Source organism: Mycobacterium sp. NGS56 (genome assembly GCF_059812425.1).
This window is the reverse complement of the sequence record NZ_JCALCQ010000001.1, coordinates 200,768-215,579: the sequence shown is the minus strand read 5'-3', so window position 1 is coordinate 215,579 and position 14,812 is coordinate 200,768. Positions and strand designations below refer to the sequence as shown.

The 14,812-nt window shown below is 62.2% G+C and carries 13 protein-coding genes; 7 read left to right on the top strand and 6 right to left on the bottom strand.

The genetic code is table 11. The features are described 5' to 3' along the window. The first annotated feature begins 45 nt into the window (after positions 1 to 45). The 7 genes from AC5Y4F_RS01030 to AC5Y4F_RS01000 all read left to right on the top strand — a co-directional run bounded on the left by AC5Y4F_RS01030 (position 46) and on the right by AC5Y4F_RS01000 (position 8,149). Positions 46 to 1,317 (top strand): amidohydrolase family protein, encoded by a 1,272-nt coding sequence (locus AC5Y4F_RS01030; protein ID WP_067939362.1) that lies wholly within the window; start codon positions 46 to 48, stop codon positions 1,315 to 1,317. A gap of 28 nt (positions 1,318 to 1,345) precedes the next feature. Continuing rightward, complete coding sequence (locus AC5Y4F_RS01025) at positions 1,346 to 2,506, top strand: amidohydrolase family protein (RefSeq protein WP_067939365.1); 1,161 nt, start codon at positions 1,346 to 1,348, stop codon at positions 2,504 to 2,506. Between the two features lie 55 nt (positions 2,507 to 2,561). After that, positions 2,562 to 3,608, top strand: a complete 1,047-nt coding sequence (locus AC5Y4F_RS01020; RefSeq protein ID WP_499994674.1) for a dihydrodipicolinate synthase family protein — start codon at positions 2,562 to 2,564, stop codon at positions 3,606 to 3,608. A gap of 51 nt (positions 3,609 to 3,659) precedes the next feature. Continuing rightward, the gene (locus tag AC5Y4F_RS01015) at positions 3,660 to 4,061 is read left to right on the top strand and encodes a Zn-ribbon domain-containing OB-fold protein (protein ID WP_067939370.1); all 402 of its coding nucleotides are present in this window, start codon (positions 3,660 to 3,662) and stop codon (positions 4,059 to 4,061) included. 44 nt (positions 4,062 to 4,105) lie between these two features. Continuing rightward, a complete protein-coding gene (locus AC5Y4F_RS01010) occupies positions 4,106 to 5,305 on the top strand; it encodes a thiolase family protein (RefSeq protein WP_067939373.1) in 1,200 nt (399 codons plus the stop codon). A 121-nt stretch (positions 5,306 to 5,426) separates the two neighbouring features. Continuing rightward, positions 5,427 to 6,887, top strand: coding sequence for an aldehyde dehydrogenase family protein (locus AC5Y4F_RS01005; protein ID WP_499995738.1), 1,461 nt, complete (start codon positions 5,427 to 5,429; stop codon positions 6,885 to 6,887). A gap of 137 nt (positions 6,888 to 7,024) precedes the next feature. Continuing rightward, positions 7,025 to 8,149 carry an ABC transporter substrate-binding protein gene (locus AC5Y4F_RS01000; RefSeq protein ID WP_499994669.1) on the top strand — a complete coding sequence of 375 codons (1,125 nt, stop codon included), beginning with the start codon at positions 7,025 to 7,027 and terminating at the stop codon, positions 8,147 to 8,149. Between the two features lie 88 nt (positions 8,150 to 8,237). Here AC5Y4F_RS01000 and AC5Y4F_RS00995 read toward each other — a convergent pair whose 3' ends face one another. The 6 genes from AC5Y4F_RS00995 to AC5Y4F_RS00970 form a co-directional block, all read right to left on the bottom strand. Next, complete coding sequence (locus tag AC5Y4F_RS00995) at positions 8,238 to 9,170, bottom strand: SDR family NAD(P)-dependent oxidoreductase (protein WP_197520680.1); 933 nt, start codon at positions 9,168 to 9,170, stop codon at positions 8,238 to 8,240. 54 nt (positions 9,171 to 9,224) lie between these two features. After that, on the bottom strand, positions 9,225 to 9,998 hold the full coding sequence (locus tag AC5Y4F_RS00990; protein WP_499994664.1) for an SDR family oxidoreductase: 774 nt from the start codon (positions 9,996 to 9,998) through the stop codon (positions 9,225 to 9,227). Positions 9,999 to 10,088: 90 nt separating this feature from the next. Further along, the gene (locus AC5Y4F_RS00985; protein WP_499994661.1) at positions 10,089 to 11,159 is read right to left on the bottom strand and encodes an NAD(P)H-dependent amine dehydrogenase family protein; all 1,071 of its coding nucleotides are present in this window, start codon (positions 11,157 to 11,159) and stop codon (positions 10,089 to 10,091) included. Between the two features lie 40 nt (positions 11,160 to 11,199). After that, a complete protein-coding gene (locus AC5Y4F_RS00980; RefSeq protein WP_156750212.1) occupies positions 11,200 to 12,285 on the bottom strand; it encodes a dihydrodipicolinate reductase in 1,086 nt (361 codons plus the stop codon). Then, positions 12,282 to 13,316 carry an aromatic ring-hydroxylating dioxygenase subunit alpha gene (locus AC5Y4F_RS00975; RefSeq protein ID WP_067939383.1) on the bottom strand — a complete coding sequence of 345 codons (1,035 nt, stop codon included), beginning with the start codon at positions 13,314 to 13,316 and terminating at the stop codon, positions 12,282 to 12,284. The genes AC5Y4F_RS00980 and AC5Y4F_RS00975 overlap by 4 nt, the downstream gene beginning before the upstream one ends. A gap of 91 nt (positions 13,317 to 13,407) precedes the next feature. Continuing rightward, the gene (locus tag AC5Y4F_RS00970) at positions 13,408 to 14,706 is read right to left on the bottom strand and encodes an amidohydrolase family protein (protein WP_499994656.1); all 1,299 of its coding nucleotides are present in this window, start codon (positions 14,704 to 14,706) and stop codon (positions 13,408 to 13,410) included. Positions 14,707 to 14,812: the final 106 nt, after the last annotated feature.

Genomic DNA, 14,812 nt, shown 5'->3' with positions numbered 1-14,812 from the left:
TGAGCCATCTCGGCTTTCTAATGCCACACCCGACAGGAGCTTCCCATGGAATTGAACGACATGATCATGGTCAGCATCGACGACCACTACATCGAACCGCCCGACATGTACGACAAGCACGTGCCCGAGAAGTACAGGGACCAGGCGCCCAAGCTTGTCCGCAACGAGCACGGCATCGACGAGTGGGTGTTCCAGGGCGACAAGGCCTCAACGCTGTTAGGGCTGGGCGCGACCGTCGGTTGGCCCAAGAACGAGTGGGGCTTCAACGCGGGCAGTCTGTCGGAACTGCGGCCGGGCTGTTTCGATGTGCATGCGCGGGTGCGCGACATGGACGCCAACGGCATGCTGGCGTCGCTCAACTTTCCGACGATGGCGGGTTTCAACGCGCGGACGTTCGCCGAAGCGCCCGACAAGCCGTTGGCGTACATCATGCTGCAGGCATACAACGATTGGGTCGTCGACGAATGGTGCGCTGAGTACCCGGGACGATTCATCCCACAGGGCGTCGTGCCCATGTGGGACGTCGAGCTGGCGGCCGCAGAGGTGCACCGGATGGGCAAGAAGGGCCACAAAGCGATGTCCTTCCTGGAGACCCCGCATACCAAGGGGTACCCGAGCTTTCTGTCCGGCTACTGGGATCCGATGCTCAAGGCGCTGTGCGACGAAAACATGGTGCTCTGCCTGCACATCGGTGCCGGCTATGACGTCATTCAGAGTCCTAAGGAAGCGCCGGTCGACCACATGATGGTGCTCGCCTGCCAAATCAGCGCAATCACGGCGCAAGATCTGCTCTTCGGTCCCACATTGCGAAACTTCCCCGACCTGAAGGTTGCGCTGTCCGAGGGCGGAATCGGGTGGATTCCGTTCTACATGGATCGGATCGATCGCCACGTCGATAACCAATCCTGGCTCGACCATGGCAACGACTTCAACGGCAAGAAGCCGTCCGAGATCTTTCGCGAGCACATCCTGGCTTGCTACATCACCGATCCTGCCGGTCTCAAGCTCCGCGATCGGATCGGTATCGACAACATCGCCTGGGAGTGCGACTACCCGCACACCGACACCACCTGGCCCTATTCACCCGAGCTGGCCTGGGGTGAATTCATGGACGCCGGCTGCACGCCAGACGAGATCAACAAGATCACTTTCGAGAACGCGTGCCGGTTCTTCGACTGGGATCCGTTCAAGTACACCCCGCGCGAGGAGGCCACCGTCGGCGCGCTTCGCGCCAGGGCCACCGACGTCGACGTGAGCCGGATGCCGCGTGCCGAGTGGAAGAAGCAAAACGAGGCCGCCGGCATCGGCGTCTGGTGACCGCGACCGACTTCTGAGAGGAACAAACATGACGAACGTCGTGGCGCCCCAGGCGCCGCATACCGACGACTCGATTGCCTCGATCGGATTCATCTCGGCGGATTCGCACGTCAACGAACCGCGCGACCTTTGGTCGTCGAATCTGCCTGCGTCGCTGAAGGATCAGGCCATGCGAGGGCTCGCGTCCTCGGGTGACGGTGGCTGGAGTCTCATCATGGACGGCCAGCACGCGTTCCAGAAGGACATGCAGGCCGAAGAGGACCGGCTGGCGGTCCTCAAGCCCGAGAAGCGACTTGAGGTCATGCGTGAAGACGGCGTCGCCGGCGAGTGCATCTTCCCGACCATCGCCCTTCAGGTCTGGATGCTGGAGAGCCCCGAAGGCGGTCAGGCCAGTTGCCGCATCTACAACGACTACATCTACGATCAATTGCACCGGCACTCGCCCCGGTTCTGCTGTGCCGGCATCGTGCCAACCTGGACCCCCGAGATGGCGGTCGCGGAGGTCGAGCGCATCGCCGAGATCGGTCTGGGCGCCATTATGCTTCCGGCGCTGGCGAACCCGATGTGGAATCACCGGCAATGGGGTCCGATGTGGGACGCGATCGAGCGGACCGGCCTTCCGGTGGCCATGCACCAGGGCACCGGGCACCCCATGAGGGCCTTCCGCGGTCCCGGCGCCACGGTCGCCAACAACCTCTATATCCAGTCGATGGCTCCCCAGGTCGCCACCCTGCTTGCAACCTCCGGAGTGCTCGCCGACCATCCGGGGATCCACGTGGTGCTCGTGGAGTACAACGTCGGGTGGATGGCGTGGGCGAACGAGGCGATGGACAACTCCGACATCGCCTTTCGCCGCTACGACGAGTTCGTGTCCTACGGCGGCCAGAAGGGCCAGCCGTCGGTCTATCCCGACCTGGAGCACCCGCCCAGCTACTACGCAAAGCGTCAGGTGCACTCCACGTTCGCGAGAGACACCGTGGGAATCGGCAACATCGCGCATACCGGCCCGTCAATGCTGATGTTCGGCAACGATTATCCCCACGAAGAAGGGACGTATCCCCACTCGCGCGAGATCGTCGCCGAGCAGGCCAAGCTGATTCCGGACCCGGCGATCGCCCGAAAGGTGTTCCGCGAGAACGCTCTCGAGGTCTTCAAGTTCGACCCCGCGGAAGTCACACCTCTCGTCTGAAACGTCGACGGCAAGCAGTTGCCCAATAGAGCTCTGGGATCAGAGGAGGTACATCATGGTCGCGGCACGCGATGCGCAACAGTGGGTGAAGGACGGCGGCTTACACGGAATCGGAGACTCGCTCTTCACACCATTCTGCGGTAAAGACGGCGACGAGATCGATTGGAATTCCTACCGCACACTCGTTCGCTACTGCATCGGCGACCTCGGTCACAACATGCTCTGGCTGACCAGCGGATGCGCCGAATGGTGGGCGTTGACACTCGACGAGCGCAAACGACTCCTCGAGGTCGCCGTGGCGGAGGCGCGCGCGATCAATCCGGCAGTGGTGATCCAGGCCTGCACGACTGCCGAGTGCGCCAAGGACGTGGTCGACTTGACGCTGCACGCTCAGGAGAACGGCGCCGACATCGCCTTCATCCAAACGCCGACGATGGAGGTGCACGGCGGCGAGGGGGTAAAGCGATTCTTCCAATATGTCGCCGACCGGACGGACATCGCGTTGGGGATGTTCAACAGCAATTCGTCGGGATACGTCATGACGGGCGAGGAGATGGCGGCTGTCCATCACGCGGTCCCCGCGGTAGTGGCCGTCAAGGAAGGCGTAATGGACAGCACGGTGAACACCATGGTGCTGCACGCGCTCGCTCCAGACATCGCCATCTGGGAGTGCGACACGTTGGTCTACGAGGCGGGCTGGTTGCAACAAGGCATCGTTTGTTCCGGACAACTCGGGAACATCGCGTGGCTCTACGAGAGCGCGGACAACAAGTGGTTCAGCGCGTACTGGCAACTGATCTGGGACGGCAAGCTGGACGAGGCGCGCGCCCACCGCGGCGCCAATGTTGGCGGAATGCCGTTGTCGCCGAAGTTCGGCGAGTACCCGGGCAGGCCAGGCTATCTCACGCATTGGGGTGAGGTGGTGAAGGTTGCGGCGAGCACGATTGGCCTGCCTGTAGGCGACTACCCGTACTCGCGTCCGCCCCAGGCGCTGCTCGGCGAAGCGGGGCGCAAGGAGATCGCCGATCTCTTCGAGGCCGCCGGACTGGCGGGAGTAGCACTGAAGAGCTCCGCCGTTACCGGGACGCTCGAACATGCATAACGGATCGATGAATATGCGGCCACGGCATGGCCGGGGGGAAGTAGGCGCCGCATGACCGCACTTGTGCCGCTGGTGGACTATTTGGTGCTTGGTGACGATCCGCACTTGGTGACGCACAAATGCACGTCGTGTGGTGCACAGTTCTTTGATCATCGCAACGCTTGTGCCGGTTGCGGCGGAACGACATTCGAGAGTGCAAGGGTGTCGCAGACCGGCATACTAAGGACATTCACGATTGTCAACTTCGCTATGCCAGGGGTTCCCGTTCCGTTCGTTGCCGGCGTCATCGACTGTGATGGCACCAGCGTGCGGGGGAACGTGATCAACGTCGACCCCCACCCCGACCACGTCAAGACCGGGATGAAGCTCCGGCTAGCGACGTATTCGATCGGGAAGGACGGAGAGGGCGTCGAGGCGATCGGCTTCGGCTTCGAGCCTGTCGATGCGGCGTGATCACATACTGCTGTCCCCTTAAGAGCTGAAATAAGAGGTATCGAATGGCTTCCGACGACATCTACATTCTCGGTATCAGGATGACGAAGTTCGGAAAACACCCCACGCTTGACGTGCTTGACTTGGCTTCCGAAGCGACGTTGGGCGCGTTGTCCGACGGGGGTGTATCCATCCGTGACATCGGCGTGATTGCGGCCGGGAACCTGTCGGGCATGGGCACCGGACTTGGCCAGGACGTGCAGAAGCAGGTAGGGCAGACCGGGATACCGGTATTCAATGTGGCGAATGCCTGTGCGACCGGCGCCACCGCGCTGCGTACGGTGATGATGGCGTTGAAGGCCGGGGAGTGCGAGATCGGTCTGGCCGTCGGTGCCGAGAAACTCTCTGGGGCAGGCATGCTCGGCCTCGCCGAGGCTCCGAGTGAGGACCGTTGGGTCCCCAAGGGTCGGTTCGGTGCCGTGGCACCCCTCGATGGCCGAATCGGCACCGCGGCAATGCCAGGCGTTTTCGCTCAGGTGGGACTGGAATACGGCCACCGGTACGGGGGAGTGAGCTTCGAATTGTTCGCCCGGATCTCTGCGAAGAACCACGACCACTCCACGCTCAATCCGCTTGCCGCGTATACGAAGTCGATGACCGTTGAGCAGATCATGGGCGAGCCGATGATGGCCTATCCGAATACCCGCGCCATGTGCTCGGCGAACTGCGACGGTGCGGCGGCGGCCGTCCTGGTCACCGGGGAACGGCTTAAATCGATGTCGTCTGAACAGCAGAAGCGGGCAGTGAAGGTGTCGGCGTCGGTCCTGACGACCGACCCCTGGGAAGAGGGCTGTCAGGTACTGCCCAACATCAACACGCTGACACGGAACGCCGCGGTGCAGGCATACGAACAGGCAGGTGTAAGTCCGGAAGATCTGGATCTCGTCGAGCTTCACGACTGCTTCGCCACCGCGGAGTTGGTCCACTACGACAACCTGATGCTCTGCCCCGAGGGTGGCGCCGTCGACTTTTTCGAGTCCGGAGCGCCAGGCAGAGACGGCAGCACGCCGGTCAACGTTTCGGGCGGGCTCGAGTCGAAAGGCCACCCCATCGCCGCGACGGGAATCGCGAACGTCTGGGAGATCTGCCACCATCTGCGTGGCGAAGCAGGCCCGCGGCAGATCCCGAATGCCGTTGTGGGCCTGGCCCATGTCATCGGCCTTGGTTCGACATGTGGTGTACACATCTTGGAGAAGTCCGCTTAGGGCCGCCGGGCAACCTTTTCAGGTGTCGGTCGAGGCCAAGATCCGTCCACAGAAACCCTACGGTGAATTATTGAATATACATTACTAAGTCGACTAGGCTACCCGCATGGGTGAAATGCGCATGCTGATCGACGGCAAACTCGTTGAAGCGGACGGCGGAAATGTCTTCGACAACATCAATCCGACGACCGAGGAGTCGTTGGGGCACGTTGCCAACGGTTCGGCGTCGGATATGGCGAACGCGGTGGCCGCCGCACGGAACGCCTTCGACAACACCTCCTGGGCGATCGACACGGAACTTCGCAAGCGTTGTCTCGATCAGCTTCAGGCGGCGCTCGAAAGTGAGCAGGAAGAACTTCGACAGGAGCTCGTGGCCGAGGTGGGCGCCCCGATTGCCTTGACCTACGGCCCGCATCTCGACGCGCCGCTCAAGCACGCCATCACCTGGCCACGCGACATGATCGACAAGTTCGAGTGGTCTCGATCGCTGGGGCCGGCCGACGCGCTGGGTTGGGGTATGCAAACCGAGCGGGTGGTGTGGAAGGAGCCGAAGGGCGTCGTCGGGGCCATCGTCCCGTGGAACTTTCCCGCCGAGCTGACCCTCACCAAGCTCGGGCCAATCCTGGCGATGGGAAACACCTGCGTGCTGAAGCCCGCCCCGGACACACCGTTCAATGCGACCCGCATCGGTCGGCTCATCGCTGAGAAAACCGAGATTCCGCCCGGCGTCGTCAACGTGGTGCCGTCGAGAGACCACTCGGTCGGCGAGGTACTCACTCGCTCGCCCGACGTCGACATGATCGCGTTCACTGGGTCGACCGGTACAGGGCGTCGCATCATGGAGGCGGCGGCATCCACCATCAAAGACGTGTTCCTGGAGCTGGGCGGTAAGTCGGCACTGGTCATACTCGATGACGCGCCGCTCGAGGAGGTGTTGGCCACCGCTGCCATGGCGTGCATCCACGGCGGTCAGGCTTGCGCACAAGCTTCTCGGCTGCTGGTGCCTCGCAGCAGGTACGACGAAGCGGTCGAGATCTGCAAGACCAGTTTCGAGAACTGGAAGTACGGTGACCCCAGCGTATTCGAGAACATGCAGGGTCCACAGATCAACAAGACTCAGCAACAGCGGATCATCGGCTTATTTGACAGTGCGCGCGAACAGGGAGCTGCCACCGTATTCGGGGGTGGAATCCCGACACATTTCGAGAAAGGCTTCTTCGTCGAGCCGACTCTGTTCGCGAATGTCACCAACGATATGCGCATTACTCAAGAAGAGGTTTTCGGACCCGTTCTAAGTGTGATCGCTCATGACAGTGACGACGACGCCGTTCGCATCGCCAACGACAGCACGTACGGCCTCTCGGGCGGCATCCACTCGGCCGATCACGAACGGGCGCTAGCGGTCGCCCGCAGAATCCGGACCGGCACACTGAGCGTCAACGGCGGAATATGGTACGGAGCGGACGCACCGTTCGGCGGCTACAAAATGTCGGGCATCGGTCGTCAGTGTGGCATAGAGGGGCTTGAGATCTTCACCGAGACAAAGCTTGTGGGGTGGCCCGTCGGTGACGAAGCCAAATGACCTGACTGGCTCGGCAGGGCTATGATTGCCGCCGTAAACCGGGCGACCTGCTGTCTCACCGATCAAAGTTGTTGTCGTGAGCCGGCTCGCCCTGCCCACCTAGTGCAGTTCTGAACGCCGTTCTACGGAGGTTTGGGATGTCCGATGCGGCCGGAATCGAGCCGATCAAGGTGGGCTTCCTGACCGACTACATCGCCGGGAGCGCTGCGATCGACGACCAGACCATATACACCAACCCGATGGACTTGGTGTTTGGTCGGGGATACGAATCGGGGGTGATTCACCGGCCCGTAGAGCTTGTTTCCAGGACGGTGCAGGGTCTGCCGCGGGGCAACGTCAGGGCGGTGGTCAACGCGTTCGGTGAGCTCGTCGACGAGGGATGCCTTGTAGTCATCGGGCCGGGCATCAGCGACAACGCCATCCCGCTTCGCCCCGAGATCGAGCGCCGGTTCCGCGTGCCGGCGATCAGCGTTTGCGGGTCTGAGGAATGGCTCGGCAAGTGGACCTTCGTGCTCCCAAACGGATCCATGACCGACGAGCCGATCTTCTGGGCGCAGATGTTGAAGAAACACGGCCACTCCACTGTTGGGATGCTGATCGAGCAGGCATACATCGGCCACAACTACGCAGAGAACTTCCGCCGCGCCGCCAGCGCGGAAGGTATCAAGATCCTGGTCGAGGAGAACGTATCGCAGACGGGTCAGGACGTCTCAGCAGCGATCGAGCGGATCCATCGATCTGGAGCTGAGGCCATCATTCACTGCGGCTTCGGGCTCGGCCACGCCGGGATCAACGCCGCGCTCGACAAGCTGGGGTGGAATCCACCGAGATACATAGGCACCGCTTTCGAGACTGCGTTCAACGAGCACCTGTGGGATGCCACCAGGGGATGGATCGGCCTTGAACAGTACGACGAGGGCAATCAAGTCGCGCAGCAGTTCCTCGACGACTATGAGGCCGTGTACGGCCATCGGCCAGCCTTCTACGCTCCGTTGCTGTTTCGAGACTTGGCAATGGTCGTCCTGCATGCGCTGGCCGGCGCGAAGCCGCTATCCCCGCTCGCCGTGAAGGAATCCATTGAACGGGTGAAGATGCTGCCTGCTGCGTGTGGATCGGCCGGTACCCGAATCTCTTTCGGGCGCTGGATGCACCGGGGATGGGTCGGGTCACGTTACCTGGTTGCACGGACACTGGACCCGGACGGAAAGGAGCTCGGACAGTACTGGAAGTCGACACTGGTCGGCCGTTTCGGCGACGAATGAGTCGGCCCACAGCCGAGGGAAGGTACCGGAATGGCTCGGAACAAGCAACGCATCCTCCTGGTTCGCACGCCCCGCTGGCCGCGACCGATCACGGGCCCGGATCGGGCTCGGGCGGCATGGCCGCATCGGCTGCCGAGGCGGCATGGGCGATCTCGTCGAAGATGATGGTCGGCACGAGAAGGTCTTTCGTATCGTCGATTTCCGATAGGTGGGCTTCGACGTCCTCGGCAGTGAAAGCGCGGTCGGGACTGAACCAGCCTCGTGTCACGCCGATCTGCAGTCTGGCCACACGCCCCTGAAACGCGCTGAAGACCGTGTGCGTTCTCGTGCACCGCTCGCTGGCGAGATACGCGACAACAGGCGCGACCTGATCGACGCGCAACGAGTCCAAAAACTCGCGCGCCTCGGGTGTTTCGACTGCCTCACCGAAAAGCGCGGCGGCCATTCGGGTCGAGGCCATCGGCATGATCGCGTTGGCGGTGATGCCGAATTCGGCTCCCTCGATGGCCGCGACGTTCATCATGCCGAGCATCCCGGTCTTCGCGGTCGCGTAGCCGAGCAATCCCGGCTGCCCGAATACGCCGGCCGCTGAGGACACGAAGACCAACCGTCCGTAACCGGCGTTCTTCATCGCCGCGAAGCCCGGCCTGACAACATGGAATGCGGCCTTAAGGTGGTTTCTCAGTGCCGATTCGAACGCTCCGGTGGAGTACTCGGAGAGCGGCGCAGAAGCGATATTGCCCGCGTTCGCGACGATGATGTCGAGCTTGCCGAACTCACGTAGCGCAAGATCGACCGCTTGAGCGCCTCCCGACTCGGTGCTCGCGTCGCTGGTGCACGGAACCGCTCGACCGCCGGCGGCCACGATCGCATCGGCCACGGATTCCGCTGGTGCGGAATCGGACCCGTTACCTGCCGGATCGGATCCGTTGTCGTGCACAACCACCTGCGCGCCTCGACGAGCGAGTTCGTGGGCATATCCCTCGCCCAGCCCTCGACCCCCGCCGGTTACGATAGCCACACGGTCAGTGAGGGTGATTTTATCGGCCACGTTAACCTGTTGGCGGAGTAGTGGTTACGGAGCGGCCGTGGGTTGGATTCGCGCAGCGACGGTCAGCTGTGGGATGAAGCTGCTGTTGCCACAGCGAATAACGGAATCCACGACACCGGTGAGGTGTTCGACATCGACTATTCCACCGTGCAAGTGGCCTTCCTGCATCCAGGTTTGAATTGCCGCCTCGAGAACCGCCGGATCCCAGTTCTTATTAATCTCCGTGGTCGACTCGCCTTCCCCGCCAGGGCAGTCCCCGAGGGCCATACTGGTAAAGCCGACTCCCGGGTGTTCCACCCGCCATGCCACGACCAGCTTGTCCAGCGCGGCCTTGGTAACTGCGTAGGCACCGAGCATCGGCCACGGGGTGGTGTAGTCCGCGCTGAGTGAGGACAGATAGATGGCCGATCCGTTGCTGCGACCGAGGTGCGGCAGCATCGCCGCGGTGACCAGCGACGCTCCGGTCACGTTGGTTGCGAACAGCGCCGCCCACTGCTCCGCGGTCGTTTCGGCCAGCGGAGCAAGGACGCCCATGCCGGCGCTGTAAACGAGCGTGTCCAAGCCACCGAATTCACTCAGTACGTCGTCTGTGGCCCGCTGGCACGAGGTGGGATCGGTAACGTCACACACCACGGCGACCGCACCGTTACCGGCCTCGCGGGCGGCATTGGTCAGGCGCTCACGCCGGCGCGCGAGTAGGGCGACCTGATGACCCCGCTTACTCAAACCGATCGCGATGCTGCGACCGAGGCCGCTCGAAGCACCGATCACCGCGATGCGCTTTAGCTCGCTTGTCATCGCGTCAGCTCCGTTGCGGCGCCCTTCATGGACGGACACCGTTGGCCATGTCATAAACCTCCCAGATGGCCGGTCGTATTGTCTGGGTTCTCATTGGCCGAAATCCGCACGGCCCCATACGGGCATGTCCAGGCAGCTATAAAGTCCCGGCGCCGCGTCACAAGTAGTGGGGATTGCGTTCACGACGCGCCCGGCGGTCGCGTCGACTCCGGGTTGATCGCCGCCCGAAAGGCTCAGAGTCACATCCACCTTGGGCGTACCGTCGATGACGACCTGACTGGTGCGCACGTTGGCATCAGGTGTCCCGTTGACGACCGGGGCCCAGTCGTCAACTACCTTGTCGATCATTGAGTAAATGATGCTCATGGTGATGCGCGGTGTGCCGCCAACGAACGCTTCGTGGACGAAGCGCACAGTCGCCACAGTCCCTTTGGGGATCGGGCCGGCCAAACACTCGTAGTCGGCGTCGGCCACTGCAACCTCGCGTCGGGTGCGGACTTCGTCGAACGTTGCACCGAGCGTCTTGGCCACGGCCGCGAACGGCCCCAACCACCCGCCGATTCCTGCGCTGTCGACCATCGCGGGCTCGTCGGGTCCCTGACCGAATCCCATGAAGCTGAAGACCATTGGATCCTGGTAGGTGGCCATGAACACCCGCTCGGAAAGAGTGATCGACTTGATCGCATGCGAGACACTGCCACAGGCGATGATGAACGCGTCGGTGGTGTACCCAGGTGCGATACCGCTGCAGAAGAAGGAGGTCTTACCAGCCTTACAGCCATCCTCGAGACGATCGGTGATCTCGCGTGGCACCAAGGGCGGGTACGACAACATTGGCATCGTCGAAGTGACGATGTTCTTCCCGGACGCGAGTATGGCGGCCATCTCATCGATGACCTGACTGTCCTCGCGCCCGAAATCGGTCGCGAAGTAGGTCACACAGTCAGCGTCGCAGGAGAGAAATTCGTCGAAATCAGTTGTAGCACTGAGCCCGACCGGATTGATGCCGACGATTTCTCCTGAATCGCGGCCGGCCTTCTCCGGCGTGTGCACCAGATGCCCGACCAGCTCGAGGTCGGGGCGAGCGATCACCTCCCGTAGGGCCTGTGCGCCGGTGTCACCCGTGCCGTAATGCGCGACGCGGTACGTTTTTGAGCTCATTGCGCGACCCCGGTGATTCGAGGCCTTCGGACGGAGTGCTTCACCGTCGCGATCCTGCGCGCCGGGAAGCGTAGAAGGGTAGATCGACCGGTGACAGGTGCCCGGACCGGGCTGCGACGACCGCGGGGATCGCATTCGTCGCGGCAAGTGCGGTCATGGGGAGGCCAGAGGTTATCCCGTCGGGCATCGGATCCGGCATCAACAGTGCTCGATACGTTGGTCGCCCTTCCACCGTATAAGCGATCGCTCCGTCTATGCCCGCCGGCAGACGCGGCCAGTGATCGGGAACCTGCGCGTCACGGGTGATCTGGGCGATGTATTCGATAGAAACCACCGGCTTGTCGCCCACGACGCCGGCGAGCTGCCAGTAGTACCCACAGATTGTGCCGGCCGGATAGGTCCCGACGTTGGTGGTCACGATGTCGACAGGGGAGGCCGCCGTCTCCCATTCCAGTCTGATGCCGTCGAGCTTGATCCCCAAAAGGTCTGCGATAAACCAGATCTCCGGCGTCCACCGGGTCTCTACCGTTCCGTCGGAAATTCGCGGCGGCACAAAGCCGTCGGGCTTCCCGAATCCCATCGATTCGCGCAGCACCGCCTCGAGCGGGTAGTCGTTCGCGAGGTCGGGAGTGAACTGCTGCTCGCGATATCCGGTCACCTCGCCGGACATCGAGAGCAGCGCCGCCGGGACGTTCATGCTCATCGCTCCGGGTTCGCTTCCGGTGGCGTACAGCGACGCGCCGCCGCTCTCGCATGCCGACTCGATGATCTCTCGAAATTCGGGTGGCGTCGCGCCTGGGTAGCTGATCTCGACCACGGCAAACGTGACCACGTTAGTCCCAGCACGCAGGAACTTGGCCATCTCTCCGACGGCTTCGAGCTCACGACCCACGGCATTGCCCGCATAACAAAGGCAGTCCGCCTTCAATCCCACCACAGCGTCCAGGTCGCCAGTCGCGAGGACCCCGGTGGTAGGGAGCCCGCAGAGCTCCCCGGCATCTTTACCTACCTTTTCCGGTGTGCTGACGTACTGGCCGACGAGTTCGAGTGCCGGGTCCTCGATGATGGCGCGCAGCGCCTCACGTCCCGTGACCCCGGTACCGCAGTGAACGACGCGCAGCGTCAACGTGTGCCCCCACTTCCCTGTGCGGCGTACACCTCGGCGGCACTTCCGCCGATACCGTCCGGATAGAACTGCTTGGCCCACCGTCGAATTGCGGTGAATCCCTCGTATTCCGCGGTCGCCAGCGCGGGCGGGTCCGAATAGCGCTGGTGCTGCCAGATGACGATGTCCTGCTCGAATTGCTTAATCACTTCTTGGCTGAAGACCTGCGCATCGGCTTCGGAGTAGGCGGCGTCATCTCGACCGATGTAAGCGGTGAATCGGACGTCGCTGGTGTAGTCGTCGACCGGGGTGACCCCCTGAACCGTGCGGCCGGCGAGCAAGCCATAGCTCCTGGTCACTGTCACTCCAAGGCCGCCGTTGATGGCTTCTACGTAGCTTTCGGCGACTTCGGTTTGTGCCTCGTCGCTATCTGCCGCACCGAAGGCGAAAGCGAGCTTGAAGTCGACGAAGGAGACCGGCTCGGCGAAGTCGTGCCGGGTGAAGACTGCCTCAGGAGTACCGTGCACATACCTGAAGTGGGCGAAGTCAACGCCGTTTTCCTGCACGTATTGCGGATGTATTTCCAGTCGCTCGCAGTACAACCTGCGCGGTCGGTGGAAGTCGTCGGGGCTGCTGCCGTCGTTGAAGTCGGCGAACACGTCGGGCGCGTCGAAATACGGTTCTCGACCTTGTACGTCATGCCAGATATAGACCGACTCGTTGCGCTCCACCACCGGATACGTGCGAATCCGCCTGCCTCGATTCGGGCGATTCTGGTAGGGAATACAGACGTTGCGGCCCTCCTGGCTCCATTGCCAGCCATGAAACCCACACTGCAACACCTCGCCGACGACTTTTCCACCGAAACCAAGGTGTGCGCCGAGGTGTTCGCAGAAGGCGCTCATGACCGTCAATCGGCCGGACTCGGCCCGCCAGGCGATCATTTCTTCGCCGAAGTAGGTCATCCTGCGGACGTCGCCAACGCCGATTTCATCGGACCACGCAACCTGGAACCAGCCGGTGGGCTTCATCGACAACGGCGGTTTGGGCATGCGAAAAATGCTAGCCGAGCCGACACAGCATTTTCTAGTGGTTCTAGAAATCTAGCTCAGGCCGCGGTGCGTCGTGCGCTGTGGCGGTGCGTCAGTCTTTGATGCCGGATAGTTCTTTCTGAATAGCGACCACATCGACGACCGACGAGCCTGACTTCGTGTCTTTGTGGTGGCTGAGCGCCTGAATGGATACGTCGTGGCCCTCGGCGGCCTTGCGCAAAGCACCGACTGACGCCTGGTCCCTGCTGATGTGGGCGAACGGGTCGAAGGAATACCAGCGCATCGCGTTCTCGTGAGTCAACTTGTCGATCTCGTCGTCTGGCACGTTGTTCGCCGACAGCACGGCCCACAGCTCTTCCGGCGCGCCGGGCCACATCGAGTCGCTGTGCGGGTAATCGGCTTCCCAGCAGATGTTGTCGATGCCGATCATGTTGCGCAGCGTGACGCCGACCTTGTCGCTGATGAAGCAGGTCAGGAAGTGCTCGCGGAACACCTCGCTGGGCAACTTGCCCTTGAAATCCTGGTGCGTCCACGTCGAGTGCATCTCATAGGTGCGATCGGCACGCTCGAGGAAGTAAGGAATCCAGCCGGTGCCACCCTCAGAAAGGGCAATCTTCAAGTCCGGATATTCCTTGATCGGCTTGGACCACAACAGATCCGCCGCAGCTTGGACGATGTTCATCGGCTGAAGGGTGATCATCACGTCCAGTGGCGCATCGGGTGCGGTGATCGCGAGCCGGCCTGAGGAACCGATGTGGATGTTCATCACGGTGTTGTTGTCGCACAACGCATCCCATAGTGGCTTCCAGTAGTCGTCGTGGAAGCTGGGGTAGCCCATCGCGGCCGGGTTCTCGGTGAAGGTCAGCGCGTGCACGCCCTTCTTCGCGACCCGCCGCACCTCTTTGGCGCATTCCTCGGCGTCCCAGATCACCGGGATTGCCATCGGGATGAATCGTGCCGGGTAGGCGCCACACCATTCCTCGATGTGCCAGTCGTTATAGGCCTGCACAAGCGCGATGGAGAAGTCGTGGTCCTCAGTGGCGAACAGCCGCCCGGCGAAGCCGGGGAAAGAGGGGAAGCAGATCGAGGCGAGGATGCCGCCGGCGTTCATGTCCTTGATGCGCTCGTCGACGTTGTAACAGCCAGGCCGAATCTCGTCGAGGCCCTGGGGTTCCAGCCCATACTCCTCTTTGGGGCGACCCGCTACCGCGTTCAGCGCGACGTTGGGGATGACGGTGTCACGGAACTTCCAGACGTCGGAGCCGTCCGGGTTGTGCACCAGCCGCGGCGCATCATCGGCATACCGCTGTGGCAGATGATTCTTGAACATGTCCGGTGGCTCGACGGTGTGGTCATCGACACTGATCAAAATCATGTCTTCCTTTTTCACTGACCATTCCTCTCTGTCGTGGGCTTAACCACCCGCTCAATGTCGAGAGTGATCTCATCACCCGGTTCGACACACTCGGCCCCCTGTATTCGAGGCCAGGACGATG